Origin of the sequence: Rhizobium sp. T1470 (assembly GCF_042140505.1) — a bacterium.
GTDB lineage: Bacteria > Pseudomonadota > Alphaproteobacteria > Rhizobiales > Rhizobiaceae > Rhizobium > Rhizobium favelukesii.
In genome coordinates this window covers 1,545,341-1,562,874 of sequence record NZ_CP148092.1, presented here as the reverse complement: position 1 = coordinate 1,562,874, position 17,534 = coordinate 1,545,341, and the positions used below count along the sequence as shown (strand labels likewise).

17 protein-coding genes and 1 riboswitch are annotated in these 17,534 nt (G+C 61.1%); of the genes, 5 read left to right on the top strand and 12 right to left on the bottom strand.

Features of this window, described 5'->3' with window-relative positions; genetic code table 11:
- Positions 1-1,254 carry a D-amino acid dehydrogenase gene (locus WGT02_RS28785; RefSeq protein ID WP_208246493.1) on the top strand — a complete coding sequence of 418 codons (1,254 nt, stop codon included), beginning with the start codon at positions 1-3 and terminating at the stop codon, positions 1,252-1,254.
- Between the two features lie 70 nt (positions 1,255-1,324).
- Here the strand turns inward: WGT02_RS28785 and WGT02_RS28780 are convergent, their stop codons facing one another.
- Genes WGT02_RS28780 through WGT02_RS28770 form a run of 3 tightly spaced genes read right to left on the bottom strand, consistent with a single transcriptional unit; the run spans position 1,325 to position 4,318 of the window.
- Positions 1,325-1,966, bottom strand: coding sequence for a ThuA domain-containing protein (locus WGT02_RS28780; RefSeq protein WP_072379938.1), 642 nt, complete (start codon positions 1,964-1,966; stop codon positions 1,325-1,327).
- A gap of 17 nt (positions 1,967-1,983) precedes the next feature.
- Entirely contained in the window at positions 1,984-3,084 is a 1,101-nt protein-coding gene (locus tag WGT02_RS28775) for a Gfo/Idh/MocA family protein (RefSeq protein ID WP_208246491.1), read from the bottom strand.
- A gap of 34 nt (positions 3,085-3,118) precedes the next feature.
- The gene (locus WGT02_RS28770) at positions 3,119-4,318 is read right to left on the bottom strand and encodes an ROK family transcriptional regulator (RefSeq protein ID WP_024314653.1); all 1,200 of its coding nucleotides are present in this window, start codon (positions 4,316-4,318) and stop codon (positions 3,119-3,121) included.
- 208 nt (positions 4,319-4,526) lie between these two features.
- Here WGT02_RS28770 and WGT02_RS28765 point away from each other — a divergent pair, with 208 nt between their 5' ends.
- The 3 genes from WGT02_RS28765 to WGT02_RS28755 all read left to right on the top strand — a co-directional run bounded on the left by WGT02_RS28765 (position 4,527) and on the right by WGT02_RS28755 (position 7,689).
- Positions 4,527-5,837 (top strand): ABC transporter substrate-binding protein, encoded by a 1,311-nt coding sequence (locus WGT02_RS28765; RefSeq protein WP_208246489.1) that lies wholly within the window; start codon positions 4,527-4,529, stop codon positions 5,835-5,837.
- 69 nt (positions 5,838-5,906) lie between these two features.
- Positions 5,907-6,845 (top strand): carbohydrate ABC transporter permease, encoded by a 939-nt coding sequence (locus tag WGT02_RS28760; protein WP_208246487.1) that lies wholly within the window; start codon positions 5,907-5,909, stop codon positions 6,843-6,845.
- Positions 6,838-7,689: a carbohydrate ABC transporter permease gene (locus WGT02_RS28755; protein WP_208246485.1), complete on the top strand. Its 852-nt coding sequence runs from the start codon at positions 6,838-6,840 to the stop codon at positions 7,687-7,689. The genes WGT02_RS28760 and WGT02_RS28755 overlap by 8 nt, the downstream gene beginning before the upstream one ends.
- 71 nt (positions 7,690-7,760) lie before the next feature.
- On the opposite strand, the gene thiD is transcribed toward WGT02_RS28755, so the two are convergent.
- The 4 genes from thiD to WGT02_RS28735 form a co-directional block, all read right to left on the bottom strand.
- A complete protein-coding gene (thiD, locus tag WGT02_RS28750; protein ID WP_024314657.1) occupies positions 7,761-8,573 on the bottom strand; it encodes a bifunctional hydroxymethylpyrimidine kinase/phosphomethylpyrimidine kinase in 813 nt (270 codons plus the stop codon).
- Positions 8,570-9,205, bottom strand: coding sequence for a thiamine phosphate synthase (thiE, locus tag WGT02_RS28745; RefSeq protein ID WP_208246483.1), 636 nt, complete (start codon positions 9,203-9,205; stop codon positions 8,570-8,572). Before thiE ends, thiD begins: the two co-directional genes overlap by 4 nt.
- Complete coding sequence (gene thiM / locus WGT02_RS28740) at positions 9,202-10,005, bottom strand: hydroxyethylthiazole kinase (RefSeq protein WP_208246481.1); 804 nt, start codon at positions 10,003-10,005, stop codon at positions 9,202-9,204. Before thiM ends, thiE begins: the two co-directional genes overlap by 4 nt.
- Before the next feature lie 49 nt (positions 10,006-10,054).
- Positions 10,055-10,150, bottom strand: a riboswitch (TPP riboswitch).
- Positions 10,151-10,242: 92 nt separating this feature from the next.
- A complete protein-coding gene (locus tag WGT02_RS28735; RefSeq protein WP_225040059.1) occupies positions 10,243-11,643 on the bottom strand; it encodes an MFS transporter in 1,401 nt (466 codons plus the stop codon).
- 120 nt (positions 11,644-11,763) lie between these two features.
- Here WGT02_RS28735 and WGT02_RS28730 point away from each other — a divergent pair, with 120 nt between their 5' ends.
- On the top strand, positions 11,764-12,723 hold the full coding sequence (locus WGT02_RS28730; protein ID WP_024314661.1) for a LysR family transcriptional regulator: 960 nt from the start codon (positions 11,764-11,766) through the stop codon (positions 12,721-12,723).
- 3 nt (positions 12,724-12,726) lie between these two features.
- Here WGT02_RS28730 and WGT02_RS28725 read toward each other — a convergent pair whose 3' ends face one another.
- The 5 genes from WGT02_RS28725 to WGT02_RS28705 are packed head-to-tail and all read right to left on the bottom strand — an operon-like array spanning position 12,727 to position 17,533.
- Positions 12,727-13,698: a sugar kinase gene (locus tag WGT02_RS28725; RefSeq protein WP_208247872.1), complete on the bottom strand. Its 972-nt coding sequence runs from the start codon at positions 13,696-13,698 to the stop codon at positions 12,727-12,729.
- 14 nt (positions 13,699-13,712) lie between these two features.
- Positions 13,713-14,528 carry a carbohydrate ABC transporter permease gene (locus tag WGT02_RS28720; RefSeq protein WP_208247870.1) on the bottom strand — a complete coding sequence of 272 codons (816 nt, stop codon included), beginning with the start codon at positions 14,526-14,528 and terminating at the stop codon, positions 13,713-13,715.
- Entirely contained in the window at positions 14,528-15,469 is a 942-nt protein-coding gene (locus WGT02_RS28715; protein ID WP_208247868.1) for a carbohydrate ABC transporter permease, read from the bottom strand. The genes WGT02_RS28720 and WGT02_RS28715 overlap by 1 nt, the downstream gene beginning before the upstream one ends.
- The gene (locus WGT02_RS28710; protein WP_208247866.1) at positions 15,469-16,800 is read right to left on the bottom strand and encodes an ABC transporter substrate-binding protein; all 1,332 of its coding nucleotides are present in this window, start codon (positions 16,798-16,800) and stop codon (positions 15,469-15,471) included. Before WGT02_RS28710 ends, WGT02_RS28715 begins: the two co-directional genes overlap by 1 nt.
- A 55-nt stretch (positions 16,801-16,855) precedes the next feature.
- The gene (locus WGT02_RS28705; protein ID WP_208247864.1) at positions 16,856-17,533 is read right to left on the bottom strand and encodes a GntR family transcriptional regulator; all 678 of its coding nucleotides are present in this window, start codon (positions 17,531-17,533) and stop codon (positions 16,856-16,858) included.
- Position 17,534: the final 1 nt, after the last annotated feature.

Sequence of the window (17,534 nt, the reverse complement as noted above, 5' to 3'; positions counted from 1 at the left end):
ATGAAGATTACTGTGCTTGGCGCCGGCGTCATCGGCGTCACCACGGCCTACTATCTGGCGAAATCGGGACACGAGGTCACGGTGTTGGAGCGCCAGAGCGGACCGGCGCTGGAGACGAGCTATGCCAATGCCGGCGAGATCTCGCCCGGCTATGCATCGCCCTGGGCGGCGCCCGGCATTCCTCAGAAGGCCGTCAAATGGCTCTTCATGAAACACGCGCCGCTGATCATTCGCCCGACATTCGACCAGGCCACCTGGGCCTGGGTGACGGCGATGCTGCGCAACTGCACCTCCACGCGCTATGCGATCAACAAGAGCCGCATGGTTCGCCTTGCCGAATACAGCCGCGATTGTCTGATCGAGCTGCGCGCCGAGACCGACATCCCGTATGATGCGCGGACGCAAGGAACACTGCAGCTCTTTCGCACGCAAAAACAGCTCGGCTCGATCACAAAGGACATCGAGGTCCTCGCAAAGGACGGCGTGCCGTTCCAGGTCCTCGATCCGGCACAATGCGTCGCGGCTGAGCCTGGGCTAGCGCCGGTCAAGCACAAGATCGTCGGCGGATTGCGCCTGCCCAACGACGAGACCGGCGACTATTTCAAGTTCACCAACGAGCTCGCCAAGCGTGCTGAGGCATTGGGCGTGCAGTTCATCTATGAAGCCGATGTCCATAAGCTGCGCATCGAGACCAACAGGATCAGCGCGGTCGAAACCGCGCAGGGCACGTTTGGCGCCGACATCGTGGTGGCCGCCTTCGGCAGCTTCACGCCAGCCCTTCTGAAGCCCCTCGGGCTGAAGGTGCCAATATACCCGGTGAAGGGATACTCGATCACGGTTCCAATCGTTGACGAGAGCCGAGCGCCCGTCTCGACAATCATGGACGAGACCTTCAAGATTGCAATCACCCGTCTCGGCGACCGAATCCGCGTCGGCGGCATGGCCGAAATCGCGCGCTTCAACAAGGACTTGCCGATCTCCCGTAAGGCAACACTTGTCCATTCGGTCGAGGATCTGTTCGGTGGAGCAGGCGACCAGCGCAAAGCACAGTTCTGGTGCGGACTACGGCCGATGACGCCCGATGGAACGCCGATCATCGGCAAGACTGCCTACGACAACCTGTATTTGAACGCCGGGCACGGCACGCTTGGCTGGACCATGGCCTGCGGCTCCGGCCGCGTACTCACAGATCTCATCAACAGGGCGAAACCGCAGATATCGACCGAGGGTTTCGATCTCAGCCGCTACGGCTGATGAGCGCCGCAGAATTCGTACGCTATCCTGATAAAATGCCGGCGCCGTAAAATGCGGCGCCGGCATTTATTCAGCGCGCTGCCCAGTTCGCTCCACGCCGGAAGATGGTCTTCATCTCAGGCACCGAAAATTCCTTGGCCTGATGGCCAAGCGAAGAATAGAAGACACGCCCTTTGCCGTATTTGCGCTTCCAGGCGACGGGCATCACCACGCCGTCGATCCAGTAGGCGTGGTCGCCGGTAAACCGGGTCGTCGCCAGCACCTCGTTCGAAGGATCGACGTGCATGTAGTATTGTTCGGAGGTGTAGGGGAAGTCGACGATGCCTTCCATGACGGGATCATCCGGCCGGGTGATGTTGACCGTATAGTCGATGATGTTGCCGGGATGCGCGACCCACTGGCCGCCGATGATGAACTGGTATTCGACGCATTCACGGAAGCTGTCGCCAGCGCCACCATGGTAGCCGGCAATTCCGACACCACCCTCGATCGCGGCCGCAAGGTTCTTGATCTCTTCCTTTTCGATCTTCGACATCGTCACGATCGGCACGACGAGGCTTAGATCGTGGACGGATGGATCCGCAAAGGCCTCGGTGGTGTGCTCGACGTAGACCTTGAAGCCATCCTCCTCCAGCATGTCCTTGATAATTGAGGCGCATTCCTGCGGCTCATGGCCGCTCCATCCACCCCAGACGATCAGTGCTTCACGCATACTCTTCCTCCTGATGATTACTTGCCCAAGCGCCCGTCGACGAGCGACTGCGAAAGCGGCATCGGCCGCTCGGTTTGAGTAGTGATAGCGACCGTACGCCCGCTGTCAGAGGCCGTATGGAAGGCTTCCATGACCTCAAGGACATGCAGAGCAAGATCGCCGTTGGCACGATGCGGGCGGTTGGATCGAATGGCATGGGCCAGATCAGCGACACCGATCGAGCGATAGTTGCCGTCGCCATAAGGTGCCATGAGAGCCTGCTTTTCGAATGCCCCGCCCTTTCTCAGCAGTTCCACGTCGCCGCCGAAGTGGTTGGGATCGGGAACGATCAGCGTGCCTTCGGTGCCGTAGATTTCGAGTGGCACGTGCTGGTGGCCGGCGACATCAAAACTCATGCCGATCTGAACGACGGCACCGTTGGCAAAAGCCATGAGACCGGCAACGTGGGTCGCGACATGCACCGGAATGCGCTCGCCATTTCTCGGCTCACTGGTGATGACACGCTCCTTGCGGGGGCTGACGGCAAAACCGGCCACCTGGGCAACGGGTCCAAAAAGATTGACGAGATCTGTGATGTAATATGGCCCCATGTCGAGCATCGGTCCGCCGCCGACCTCGTAGTAGAAGGCCGGATTTGGATGCCAGCGTTCGTGCCCTGGGCACATGAAGGTCGCCGTGCCGCCGACCGGCTGGCCGATCACGCCCTGATCGATGAGGGTACGTGCGCTCTGGTGACCCCCACCAAGAAAAGTGTCGGGGGCCGCGCCAATGCGAAGGCCCTTTCCTTTCGCGGCGTCGGCGAGATTCTTGCCCTCCGCGAAGGTGATGCCGAGGGGCTTCTCCGAATAGGCGTGCTTGCCGGCCTCCAGCGCCTGCAGACCAACCGCGACATGGGCCTTCGGCACAGTCAGATTGACGATGATCTCGACCTTGGGGTCGGCAAGGAGTTCGTCGATCCGCTTTGCGGGCACATTGAATTCGCCGGCCTTAGCTTCTGCCAGCGCGTGATTGAGGTCGGCCACGCCGCGAACGTCAAGGATGGGGAAGGACGCCATCGCTTTCAGATAGGCGCCGGAGATATTGCCGCATCCAATGATGCCAATACCGACTCGTTCCATGATTTCCTCCCGTTAGATGTCGTGATTTTTCTATTCAGAGCGCCGGCCCGGTGGTGTTCCAGGGCGACTCATAGAGTTCGTAGAGCGCCACCGCAGCTGCTCCTTGCGCCCAGAAGTCGTCCGTCGAATCGTCGAAGACGAGTTCGGCAACACCCTTCAGAGACGGTGGAATGGCGAGCGCATAGGCGTTGCGCAGGCTGTCGAGAAAGGGTTCGCCAAGAGCAAGGCTCGAACCGACGAGAATGACACGCGGCGGCGCAAACAAAGTGACGATATTGGCGATCGCAACGCCGACGGCTTCGCCGGCGCGGATCGCTGCGCCGATCAGCGTGTTATCCTCAGCCTTGATGAGCGCTTGGGCATGCGTCATGCCGCGTCCAAGCCGGATGGCCTCGGCAAAGCGGCCGCTGGCCGGCTGCTCACCGAGGATCTCGCTTTCGCCGGCCTGGCTCGACAGCCGCACGATGCCGCGCGGTCCCATCCCAAGCACCAGGTCGCCGAGATTGTGGCTGAGGCCGCCGGCGCCGCGGAAAAGCTGATTGTCGTGGAGCACCCCGAGCCCAAGCGTCTGCTCAAGCGAAATCAATACCATGTCCTCCAGATCGCGGGCCTTGCCAAACCAGTGGTGGGCAAGCGTGATCGCATGCGCGTCGCTTTCCACGATCGTCGGGGTATTCAGCCGAGCCGTCATTTCGCTGGCGAAATCGACATTCGTGTCGCGAAAGATCGGGCTGCTGCGGATATGGCCGGTGCGGTGTTCGATCACGCCGGGAAGGCCAAGGCACACGGTGTCGACGTCCTCGAGCGAAAGGCCGGCATCGACGACGCAGCGCCGTACCCCGTCCTCGACGAGGTCGGCGATGACGCCGATGGGCTGGCGATCGATGCGAATCGGCAGCGTCAGTTTCGACAGCACGTCGCCGCGAAAGTCGGTCACCACGAAAACGAGGCGGTTGGCCGCGATTTTGGCACCGACAACGCGCGCCGCGTCCGGGTTGAGCTCGAGCATGACACGCGGGCGCCCACGGGCCGCCTCATTGCGAATGTCGCCCTCATGACGCGGCAGGATTAGCCCGTCATCAAGCAGCGAAGCGGTGATGGCGGAGACCGTCGTGGTCGACAGCTGCGTGCGTTCACTGATCTCGACACGCGCTATCGGTCCATGACGGCGGATCGTATCCAGCACGTTCAAGCGGTTGATCGCGCGCATCAATTCCGGATCTGCTGTCTTCATGGGGTCTTGCCGGCTCTTCAATGTTGCGCGGTGCGCTTATATTTTCAACGGTATGCGAATTAAATAGCGCGGCAGCGGCCCCGTCTGTCAAGGCAAATCTACCAATTTCAACGAGGGGAGTTGACATTCGCCAAAACCTCCCGATGATTTAATCCGCATAAGGGAAAAATTGAAGAGGACGATTTTTGCCCTTCTTGGAGGAGACATCATGTTTGATCATATGAGGGCCGAGGCCCTATTTCGCAACCGTTTCATTGCCCGCTCGGCAGCCACGGGGCTGGCACTCCTGATCGCTGCGGGAAGTGCTGCAGCCGACACGACCGTCAAGTGGCTGCATCTTGAAATCGACCCGAACTATCTGGCGGTCTGGAAGAAGATCGCAGCCAAGTACGAGGCCGAGCATCCCGGCGTAAAGATCGAAATGCAGTTCCTGGAAAACGAGGCCTTCAAAGCGAAGCTTCCGACGCTGCTGCAATCGAGTGATGCGCCGGACCTGTTTTTCAGCTGGGGCGGTGGGGTGTTGAAGCAGCAACTTGCCACAGGCACGCTGATGGACCTGACCGAGGCTATGAATGCCAAGGACGGCGCCTGGCTGAAGAGCTACAATCCGGCGTCCGTCAACGGCTTGACCTTCGATGGCAAGATTGGTGCCGTCCCCTACAAGATGGGTACGGTTTCCTTCTTCTACAACAAGCAGATGTTTGCAAAGGCGGGTGTCGACGCGGCATCCATCAAGTCCTGGGACGACTATCTCGGCGCGGTCAAGAAGCTCAAGGATGCCGGCATCGTGCCGATTGCCGGCGGTGGCGGCGAAAAATGGCCGATCCACTTCTACTGGAGCTATCTCGTCATGCGCGACGGCGGTCAGAAGGTTTTCGACGCCGCCAAGAACGGGCAGGGCGAGGGCTTCAACGATCCGGCCATCATCAAGGCCGGCGAACAGCTCGCCGAGCTCGGCAAACTGCAACCCTTCCAGCCCGGATATCTCGGCGCGACCTGGCCGCAGGCGCTTGGCGTTTTCGGTGACGGCAAGGCGGCGATGATCCTCGGCTTCGAGAACACCGCCGCCAACCAGCGGACCAACTCCGGCGACGGCAAGGGCCTCGACCCTGACAATATCGGTCGCTTCGCCTTTCCGGCCATCTCGGGCGGTGCCGGTGCCGTCACCGACACGCTCGGTGGGCTGAACGGTTGGGCAGTGACGAAGACGGCTCCGCCTGAAACGCTTGATTTCCTCGCCTACCTGACGAACGCCGAAAACGAGCGCGAAATGGCCAAGGCCGGCATGCTCATTCCGGTCGCCGTCGGTGCTGAGGATGGGGTCACCAATCCGCTGATGCATCAGGCTGCTGAACAGCTGGCGCACTCGACATGGCACCAGAACTTCTTTGATCAGGATCTCGGTCCGTCCGTCGGCCGCGTGGTCAACGATGTCTCCGTTGCCATCGTGTCGGGACAGATGAGCCCATCCGATGGGGCTCAGCAGATCCAGGAAGCTTTTGAGCAGGATCAGCTCTGAACAAGACGATTGCGGCGCGACGCATCACTCGCGCCGCCCTTCCGTGTGACGTAAGAGGGACCGGCCTTTATGACCACTATCAGCGTAACGGGCGCCATCCGACCTCGCTCGGCTGTCAGATCGTCGGTGCGCAGCAAAGATCCGAGCCTGGCGCGGCGCCTGCCGGTCCTGCTTCTGTTTCTGCCGCCAGCGCTGCTGCTGTTTACGATTTTCGTGATCCTGCCCATGGGGGAGGCGGCATGGTACAGTCTCTACAAATGGGACGGTTACGGATTGCCGACGCAGTTCGTGGGAATGAGGAATTTCGAGGTACTATTCAAGAACAGCGCCTTCCTGACGGCGTTGAAGAACAATGCCCTGATCATCGTCATTTCAATCCTGATCCAGATTCCGCTCGCCATTTGGCTGGCGATGATGCTGGCGCACCGGATCGCTGGCGTGGTCATCTTCCGCTTAATCTTCTTCCTGCCCTACGTCTTGGCGGAGGTCGCAGCCGGTCTCATCTGGCGCTTAGTCTACGATGGCGACTATGGCCTGTTTGCCTCGGCCGCCCACCTCATCGGCGTCGAGACACCCTATGTGCTGGCAGACAAGGACCTGGCGATCTATGCGGTGCTGGCAGTTGTCGTCTGGAAGTATTTTGGGTTCCACATGATGCTCTTCATTGCGGGGCTGCAGTCGCTCGACAAAAGCGTGCTGGAAGCAGCAGAAATCGACGGCGCCAGCGGCTGGCAGCGGTTCCGTTACATCACGCTGCCGCTTCTCGGCTCGACCGTTCGCCTGTCCGTCTTCTTTGCTGTCGTCGGCTCGCTGCAGCTCTTCGACCTCATCATGCCGCTGACGGGCGGCGGGCCGTTCAACGCGACGCAGACCATGGTCACCTTCCTTTTCAACTTTGGCGTCACGCGCATGCAGGTCGGCCTCGGCAGTGCCGTGGGCGTCGTCCTGTTCGTCATCTGCGTGACGCTTGCCTTCGGCTACAAACGGATATTCATGCGCAATGACTGACATGGCCTCATCCGCCCGGATCGCGACCGGCACGAAGATCTATCTATATGTCTCGCTGACGATCATCGCAGCGATCGTACTGGTGCCGCTGCTGACGACGGCGCTTGGCGGCTTCAAGGATCTCGGCGACCTACGCACCAACCCCTTCGGGCTACCGGTCGCATGGCATCCGGAAAACTATACCGACATTCTCTTTGGGGACCGCTACTGGCGGCAAATGATGAATTCGCTGATCATCGCCACGCTAACGGTCTGTTTGACGGTTTCGGTCTCGGCCATGGCCGCCTTTACCTTCGCGCATGTGAAGTTCTTCGGCGCGGGTTTCCTGCTCAATTACTTCCTGATCGGCCTGATGTTTCCGGCTGCGACCGCCATCCTGCCCCTGTTCATCCGGATCCGTGACCTCGGCCTGTTGAATTCCTACTGGGGCGTTGTCCTGCCGCAAGTCTCCTTCGGCCTGGGCATGAGCATACTTCTGTTCCGGAACTATTTTCGCAACCTTCCGGAAGAATTGTTCCAGGCAGCAATCGTCGACGGCTGTGGCTACATCCGCTTCTTCTGGCATATCTCGCTGCCGCTCTCGCGGCCGATCATCGCAACTGTCAGCATCATCTCCTTCGTCGGCAGCTGGAACAACAGCTACATCCTGCCGCTGATCATGCTGAATTCTGAGACGATGTACCCATGGCCGCTTGGCATCATGGTCTATCGCGGTGAGTTCGGCACCGCCTGGCAGCTGGTGCTCGCCTTCATCACGCTGACAATCATGCCGACGATCATCGTCTTCTTCCTGGCACAAAAGCACATCATCGCAGGCCTGACTGCTGGTGCTGTCAAATCCTGATCGGGCGTGGAACGATGGCGCGTCGTCCCGGCGCCCCTTTGGCTACTGGGTCGGCAGGCTGATCGTTCGTGCTATGCCGACGCCGCCGACCACAGTGCGTGAAAGTGGTGCACGGGTCCGTGGCCAGACCCGACGCTCAGCCCGTCGGCATGGCCGACGGCGCCAGCAAGGTAGGCCTTGGCACGCGTGACCGCCTCGTGAACTGATGCTCCTTTCGCCAGTTCCGCGGCCAGCGCGCTGGAAAGGGTGCAGCCGGTGCCATGCGTGTTTGCGGTCGGAATGCGTTTTGCCTCAAACCATGTCGGCCCGGAGGCTGTCGAGAGCACATCCGGGCTTTCGTCGCCGGCCAGATGTCCGCCCTTGACGAGGACAGCCTCCGGGCCGAGTTGGCGAAGACTGTCTGCCTGCTCGGCCATGTCGCTGCGTGTGGCGGCGGCATAGACATGAAGCAGTGCAGCCGCTTCCGGCAGGTTTGGCGTCAGCAAGGTTGCAAGCGGCGACAGACGCTTGATCAGAACGTCGACAGCGGAGGGGTCGAGGAGGGCAGCTCCGCCCTTGGCGACCATGACGGGGTCGAGAACGATCGGGATACCCTGGTGGGGCACAAGCGCATCGGCGACGGCGTCGGCGATCTCGGCCGTCGCAATCATGCCGATTTTGATGGCGTCGACCCGCACGTCGGCAAGAACCGCCGCAATCTGATCCGCAACGAAGGCAGCAGGGACCAGATGGACGCCGCAAACGCCTTGCGTGTTCTGGGCGGTCAGCGCCGTCATCACTGCCATGCCATAGACGCCGCGCGCGGAAAATGCCTTGAGATCGGCCTGGATACCGGCCCCGCCGGAGGGATCGGAGCCTGCAATGGACAGCACATTTCGGATCATGTTCTTGCCTTTATCATGTTCTCGGCGATCTCTCGTGCCGCAAGCTGTGGATCGGGCGTCCCGCAAATCGCCGAGACAACCGCAAGCCCATCGGCCCCGGCGGCAAGCACGTCACCGACGTGGGCGGATTTCAGGCCACCTATGGCGACGACCGGTACGGGACAAACCTTGACGAGGCGGGAAAGCCCTTCAAAGCCCAGCGCGGGTTTGTGGTCAGGCTTCGTCGCTGTCGCAAAAACCGGCCCCAATCCAGCATAGTCGACAGCCGCGGGATCGATTGCTGCCGCCAGCGCCGCCGTTTCGGCCGAGAGGCCGAGGATCATGTCCGGGCCAATCAATTGCCGCGCCGTGATCGCATCGATGTCGTCCTGGCCAATATGCAGCCCATCGGCGCCAATCGCGATAGCCGCCTCCACGTCGTCATTGACGATGAGCACAGCACCGGTGCCAGACAATGCCACCTTCAGTGCCCGCCCAGTCTCGATCATCCGTGCGGTATCCGCATGCTTGTCGCGCAGCTGCACCACGGTTGCTCCCCCGGCGACCGCCGCGCGCGCGGTCTCCACCATGCCGACGGTGGCGCAAAGGCCCGGATCGAGGACGAGGTAAAGAGAAAGATCGAGGTTTCTCATGCGGCGCGCACCCTGGCATCGCGATCGAGCGTAGCAGCGTCAAGCGCAGCAAGTGCATCGAGGAAACACCAGGAAAACGAACCTGGGCCATCCGCCTTGCTGGCTGCCATTTCGCCGGCAACAGAGAAGGTAGCAAGGGCTGCAACCGTTGCCTCGAATGGTGCGCCGGGCCGAATAGCCGAAAATGCGCCAATAAGGCAGGTCAGCGAGCAGCCAAGCGCCGTGACCTGCGGCATCAACGCCGAGCCACCCTCGATACGCGCCGCCCGGTCGCCATCGGTGACGAAATCGACAGAGCCGGTTACTGCAATTGTCGCTCCGTGTTCCCTGGCTAGTAGCCGGGCAGCGTCCTCAGCCTGCTCGACGTGATCGCGGCTATCCACGCCCTGACCACGGCTCGCCCCGCCGGCAAGCGCGATGATTTCGGAGGCGTTACCGCGAATGACGGTGGGGCCGAGTTCCAGCAGCCGGTCCACCGCCGCACGACGAAAACCGGTGGCGTAGTGGGCGACCGGATCGAGAACAAAGGGTTTGCCGGCCCGGCCGGCTGCGATGGCGGCGGCCTGCATGCCGCGCAGCCATGCTGACGAGAGTGTGCCGATGTTGATCGTCAAGGCGCCGGCGATCGCGGCAAATTCGCCAGCCTCTTCTTCCGCATGCACCATGGCCGGCGAAGCGCCAGCTGCCAGAAGCACATTGGCTGCGATGTTCATGGCAACGAAATTCGTGATGCAGTGGACGAGCGGTGGCTGGGCGCGCAATTCGCCCAGCAGCGTTCCCGGCGAAGTCTGATCTTGCATGGTGTGCCTTTCGACCGGGGAGAAAGGCGCAGGGACAGACGCGGGAAGCCGACAGTCCCGAGCGACTCCCTCCGCCGGCATTATCCGGTTCAGGTTCAAAGGGTGCTTCTCAGCCCTCCACCGGAGGGCGCCCCTGTCTCTCATCGCCTTCTTGTCGCAGAGAAGCCGGCGACTGTCATCCATAAAATGGACATGGCCGGATGTGGCCGGCGATGTCGGCGCGAAAGCAGGTCCCGGCTATTCCGCCGCCTGATAGATGTTCCGGTCAACGACAGAGGCTCTCGGACCGAGTGCGGCCGCAAGCGTGACGAGGACCGCAAGGACCGCGACAAACGTGATGCCGGCGAAATACGGATCCCAGCCGAAGCCGGAAGCCGCACAGAATATGGCTGAGGCTGCCGCAAGCACAATGCCGCCACCGATCTGGAAGGAGCCAAACAATAGCCCCGATGCGAGCCCGGACTGATCCTCGCCAACGTCGGAGAGTGCCGCAACCTGCACGGAGGGGTAGGTCATGGCGTAGCCGACACCGAGCGGGAGCTGTGACAGGGCGACCAGCCAGACAGGGTCGATGTGGCCAACGCTCAGGATCCAGAAGATGTAGCTGAGCGCCTGTAGTGCTACGCCAAGCGTCATCAGCCCGGTCGTGCCACGATTTTGCGCGATCGTCGCAAAACGTGGCGCCAGGAACATGACGCAGACGCCGCCGAAGGCAAAGGAGAACCCGGTCGCGAAGGCCGACCAGCCAACGACTGTCTGATAATAGAGCGTCGCGATGAACTGGAAGCCGACATAGACGCCCTGGAACAGCGCAGCAATGGCATTGGCGTGGGAGAGCTTTCCCCGCCGGAATATCGCAAGCGGCACCATCGGATCAGCGTGACGGGATTCGACGATGAGAAAGAGGCCGATCAAAACGGCAGCCGCCACGAGCGCGCCCCAGGTCGGCACCGCCTGCCAGCCATCGGCCGCAGCATTGGTGATGCCAAAGACGAAGAGCAAGAGTCCCGGCGTGATTGTCATCGCGCCAGCCCAGTCGAACTTGGCACGCGGCCCGCTGCGCTGCTGGTCTGCCGGCAGCACGAAAGGAGCAATCGCCAGTGCGATAATTGCGACCGGCGCACCCATGACAAGAGTTGCCCGCCAGCTGAAGACCGTCGCGGCACCACCCAGCACCATGCCAAGGACAAAGCCGGTCGCGCCAGTCGAGGCAAAGACCCCAAGCGCTTTGGCCCGCGCCGATCCTTCGCCGAACACCGACAGAAGGAGGGCAAGGGCAGCGGGTGCCGTAAACGCAGCGGCGATGCCCTTTATCAGGCGTGCGGCGATCAGCGTCGGGCCGCTATCGACAAAGCCGCCGGCGATGCTGGCGGCAGCGAAAATGGCGAGCGACCAGAGGAAGACGCGACGGTGGCCGAAAACGTCCGCGACGCGCCCGCCCAGCAACAGGAAACCGCCATAGCCAAGCACATAGGCGCTGACGGCCCACTGAAGGGACGTGGCCTTCATGCCAAGCTCGGCCTGTATCGCCGGAAGCGCGACGCCAATCGTGGACACATCCATTGCATCAAGAAAGTTGGCAGCGCAGAGCAACAGCAATGCCAGGCCGGCTCCGCCTTGAGATCTCGAAATGGTCATGAGTGATCGTTCCTTTCTGCCGACGCCCCGGGAGGAAGCTTTGAGCGTCAGGGAACGAGAAAATGTACACCTCCCGAACCTATTGCAAATTGATAGTAACCATGCCAGGTATTATTGATAATGATAAATGACACGATCCTCAGAAAGATAGACCTCAACCTGCTGCTTGCCTTCTCGGTGCTGATGCAGGAGCGCAATGTCTCTCGTGCTGCCGAGCGGCTTCTGCTTGGCCAGCCAGGCTTGTCGGCGGCGCTAAAGCGGCTGCGCGAGACGCTCGACGACGAGCTGTTCGTGCGGGTCGGGCGCGGCCTGCAGCCGACCCCACGCGCGCTTGCAATCGCCCCGGCGATCGAGGATGCGCTATCGGGCATCGAGCGCGCCATTCGGCCGCCGGCCGCCTTCGATCCAAAGATCTGGCAGGGCGAGTTCAGGATCGGCATGTGCGACAATCTGGAATCGGCGTTCTTCGGGCCGCTGGTGGCGCGTCTGCGTGCACTGTCCCCGGGTGCACGTCTGATCGGGGTCGCCGCCGACAAGCGTGATGCTGCCCGCATGCTCGACGACGGTGCTTATGATTTCAGCGTCGCGGTCCACGAGGAACCGGCGTCCTGGCATGTCCGGGCGCCGCTCTTCAGCCAGTGTTCGGTCTGCGTCTATGACCCCGCCCAGCTGAAGCGCAAAGCGCCGCTGACCTTGGAAGACTTCGTCAATGCCGCGCATGTCACCGTGTCCTTTGAGGGCAACAGTGCGACAAATGTCGACACAGTCCTTGCCAAGGCCGGTCTGCGCCGACAGGTCGTGGCCACCGTACCGCGCTTTTCAGCGCTGCCACCGGCGCTGAGAGCGATGCCGGCAATCGCGACCATTCCGGAATCGATCGCTCGCTGCATCGCGCAGTTGCACGGGCTGGAGATCTCGGCGCCGCCGATCGATCTTCCCGCCGATCCTGTTACGATGCTGTACCGCCGCGTCGATCGGGCGGACGGTCGCTCGTTATGGTTCCGCAAGCTTTTCGTTGACGTCGTCGAAGCCGCGCTCAAGGCGTCCGGCTGCTCCATGACGATCTCGAAGGCAGCTTGACGTTCAAAGGGCCTGCGCCGGCGCGTTTCGCGCGGTGATATCGACGGCCTTGGCTGGCCAACTCATCAGAGCTTCATCAAGCTCTGCGCGAGCCGGCGCGCCGATGCGGCCTCCGAATGTCTGGCATTTAATTGCCGCCGCCATCGACGAGGCGCGCATCACATCCTCGATCGCCATGCCCTCGGACAGCGCGAGCGCGAAGGTTCCATGGAAGATGTCGCCTGCCGCCAGCGTATCCGTGGCCGTGATGCTCGGTGCTTCGAGATGGCGAATGCGACCGCTGTCGTCATCGAACCAGTAGGAGCCTTTTTCTCCGAATGTCACGCTAACGAAGGCATGGCTGAAACGCTCCTTCAGTCGGCGAACCATCGATGGGGGCTTCGCCGTTCCTGCCAGACGTTCAGCAGCCGGCTGCGAAAAAACAATATGGCTTGCCGCCGGTGCCAACATCTCGATCACCCCCTCAGCCGCCACGTCACCGTCAAGGATGGCCGGCAACTTCGCTTCCCGGGCAGCGAGCAGTGTCTGCAGTGCAAGTGATGGCCAGCGCACATCGACCAAAACCGCGTCGAATGGCGCGATATCGTCCGCTGTGACAGATTGGACGAACTGATGCAGACGCGGGTCGTAGAAGGGGATGATCAGGCGTTCGCCGGCATCGTCGATCAGGATCGTCGATATGGCCGAGCGGGCACCCGCCACGCGCCGCATGCCGCGGGTGTCTATGCCGCTTTCTGCCAGGTCGCCGATGATGCGCTCGCCGGTTTGGTCGTCTCCGACCGCACTCCAGAGGCTGGCGTCCCCACCAAGCTTTGCGACCGCAAAAGCAGCACTCGAGGCCATACCTTCTGCGATCTGCAGCATGTCATATGGTAGAACTTTGCCCTGTCCGGTAGGCATGGTGCGGACCCTGAAGAGCGTATCGAGAACAGCGGCTCCAACGCACAGAACGTGTCGCTTCGCACGCTTATCCATTGCGGTCGTCAGCGTCACTTCACGGCACCCGCCGTAAGCCCGGCCACAATCTGCCGTTGTGCAAAGACGGTCAGGATCAACACCGGCAGCGTAACGATCAAGGCGGCGGCCGCAAGCGGCCCCCAGCTGACCTGCTCGAACGACAGCATGTTGTAGACCGCGACAGGCAGGGTGCGGGTCTCACGGCTTGCAAGGACGATGCCGAAGACAAAAATGTTCCAGGAGAAGATGACCGATAGGATGAAGGCCACGACGATTCCCGGCCGTGCGATCGGCAGCGCCACGAGGCGGAAAACCTGCCAGGGCGTTGCCCCGTCGATGCTTGCGGCCTCTTCCAGTTCCATCGGTGTCGTTTCGAAATATCCGATCATGATCCAGACAACGATCGGAACGGTCACGACGAGATGGATGATAATCTGCGGCCAAAGCGTGCCGAGTAGGTTCAGCCATTGGAACAGCAGGAAGAGCGGGATCAAGAAGGAAAGGCCAGGCGTCATCCGGGCAATCATGATGACGACAGCCGACTTTTCGGCCTTCAGACGCGCAATGCCGTAACCCGCCGGCACCCCGATGACGAGCGCCAAGAGCGTCGCCGCACCCGTGACAAGAACCGAATTCCAAAGGTAAAGGAAGAAGTTGTTCTCCTCGAACACCTTTGCGTAGTTCGACCAGGCAAAGCGCTCAGGAATGAAGATCGGCGGATAGGCGCCGTTGTCGATCTCGTACTTCAGAGACAGCGAGATCATCCAGAGGAAGAACAGGATGACCGGCGATACCATCACCAGCGCCACGAACAGAAGTCCGATGCGATCGACTGCCTTGCGCTTCATCAGCGTGCCTCCCAATCGGACCAGTTGGCGCGCTGCTTGACCATCAAAAGGACGAAAGAGAGCGCCACGATCAGCACGAAGAAAATCACCGCCATCGCCGAGCCGTATCCAATGTCGTAGTAGGAAAACGCGGTGTTATAGAGATAGATGTTGATCGTTTCCGACGCAGTGCCAGGCCCCCCTTGCGTCATCGCGTAGATGATGTCGAAGCTCTTGACCGCATCGATGCTGCGAATGATGACCGCGATCATCAGGAACGGTGCAATCATCGGCAGCGTCAGATAACGGAACTTCTGCCAGACATTGGCGCCATCGATTTCGGCGCTCTCGTAAGGTTCGCGTGGCACGGCGGCGAGCCCGCCCAGCACGATCAACATGACGAGCGGTGTCCACTGCCAGGTTTCCACCAGCACCAGAGAGGGAATGACGCTCGTCTGGTTGTAGATCCATTCCTGCGGGCCGATCCCGATATAGGAAAGCAGGTAGTTCAAAACACCGAGCTGGGGATGGAACATCATCGTCCAGACGAGCGCGATGGCGACCGGGGTCGCCATCATCGGCATCACAAACACCCCGCGCAGGATGCCGCGCAGCGGAAACTGGGCATCGAAGATGAGGGCGGCCAGCATTCCGAGGAGCAGGGGAGCGACGACCGACAACGTCGTGTACAGCACGGTATGCCACAACGATTCCCAAAAGCGCAGGTCAACGGCAAGGCGGAGGTAATTATCCAACCCGGCAAAGACCTGTGCCTGGCCGAGCGTCCAGCTGTTGACGCTCATCCACAGCGTAAAGACCCACGGAAAAACGATGACAGCGGCCACGACGATCAGGGCGGGAATGACGAAAGGCCAATAATTGGGAGCAAACCGACCCGGTTTGCTCCCCTGCTTTGTCTCGGCCTTGGCCGCGGTTGCGGTTTCCATGCTCACCGAAGCCATTATCCCTCGCTTCGAGCCAGGACCGGCTCGAATTGAGCCGTGGCCGTCTTCAGCTCCGTGGCTGGATCGGCGCCGCCGATCATGTTGGTGAGGCCTACCCCATAGATGTCGCGGAACTCCGTGACTGGAATGATAACCGGTAAGGCAAGTTGCGACACCTTCGCGGAACCTGCGACAGCATCAAGCCATGCGGCCGGCATCTTCACGCCCTCGCGCACCTTCTGATCTGCAAGGACCGACTGGCGGAACGGAACGCCGGCGCCGGCCTGAAGCAGGCGCGCACCCATGTCATGGGAAATGGCCCACTGGCAGAAGAGATATGCAGCTTCCTTCTTCTGGCTTGCGGCGACGACGCCGAGGCCGTCTCCGAACGTTCCCGCCGCCTGGGCCTTTGGCCCCTTCGGCATGATGCCGTATCCGACCTGGCCGACGACGCGCGACTTTTCCGGGTTCTCGATCGGTGGCGCAAAGCCCACGCCATCAAGCCACATGCCGATCTTGCCCTGAAGGAAGGCCGATTGGGCTTCGGCCCAATTGAAGCCGGAGACGCCAGGAGGAGCCGCCTTAGTCATCAGGCGCTGATAGAGCTTGGCCGCTTCAACGGCTTCCTCGGAATTGGTGCGCAGCTTGCCATCCGGCCCAAGTGGGCTCGATCCGTAGCCGAGCAGTAGCGTCGTCCACACCGGGGTATTGGCATTCTTGAGACCACGGGCGACGAAGCCATAGGTGTTGGTCGACGGATCGGTGAGCGCCTCGGCAGCACTTGCCATTTCCTCGAACGACGTCGGATAGGAAAGCCCCTTTTTCTCGAAAAGCGCCTTGTTCCAGTAAACGATCCAGTAGTCGACCGAAAAGGGCAGGGAGCGCAGGACACCATCAGAATCCTTGGCGAAGGTCATACCCGCTTCGGCAAAATCGCTCTCGACCAGCGACGAATCGGTGAGCGAAGGATCCTTGAGGAAGCCACCGATGTCGGCGAGCCAGCCACCCTTTTCGAACTGTCGCTTCTGGACGTGATAGCTCATATGCACGACGTCGAAACTCGGCTTGCCGAAGCTCAATTCGATTGTGGTCTTCTGGCGCTGCTGCTGCTCAGGCGTGGCTTCCGCATTGACCTTGATGCCGGTCAGTTCTTCGAACTCCGGAAGATACTTGATGAGCGTCTCGCTGCGCGGGCTTTTCACCAGATTGACTTCCAACGTCGTGCCGGCAAAACGCTTCCAGTCGACGGCCGCCGATGCCGAGCGCACGCCCATGAGGCTGCTCGCACCGAGGGCTGCGGTACCGGCGAGAAAGCCGCGCCGGGTGGGATTAAGAAATGATGATGGCATGTAAGTCCTCCTCCTCCTGTTGCCGTCGATCTCCTCACCGCCGGCTATGGTGCAATTAAATCTTCAGGGCGCGATCCCTCGCGTGATTAATGTGGGCGGCGAGGTTGTTGACCGCATCCTCGGCCGAGCGCTTTTCGATTGCCTCCAGAACCTTCAGATGCTCACCCATGACGGGGCCGACACGCCCGTCGATGCGAAAGCGCTCCTGACTGATCAGACGCATCTTGATCGAATTGACTCGGTAGGCGTTGGAAATGATCGTATTGCCAAGCGCGTCGATAAAGGCGTCGTGCATGCCCCAGTCGACGGCTTGAGCGCGCACTTCCAGTTCATGCGAGGCGTCGCCATTGGCAATGGCATCGGCGATATCGCGATGCTGCTTGATGAGCCCACCGATCATCTCATCGGAGGCGGAGCGCGTGAAGAGCGCCACGGCTTCCTTCTCCAGGAAAAGCCGAAGCTGGAAAGCCTCGCGAATGAGGTTGAGGTCGATATGTGCTATCTGCAGGCCGCGCTGCGGGACCGTCTTGATCAGCCCTTCGGCCTCAAGCCGGGGGATCAGTTCGCGGATCGCCGCCAGCGTCAATCCGGTCAGTTCGACAAGACGGCGCTGAGAGACAAACTGACCCGGACGCACGTCGCGCGCCAGCAGGTGGCGCGTGAAGCTTTCATACGCCTTTTCCCGCAGCGTCGGCTGCTCGTCGATTCCGTCCATTGCCTCCCCCTGGTACATG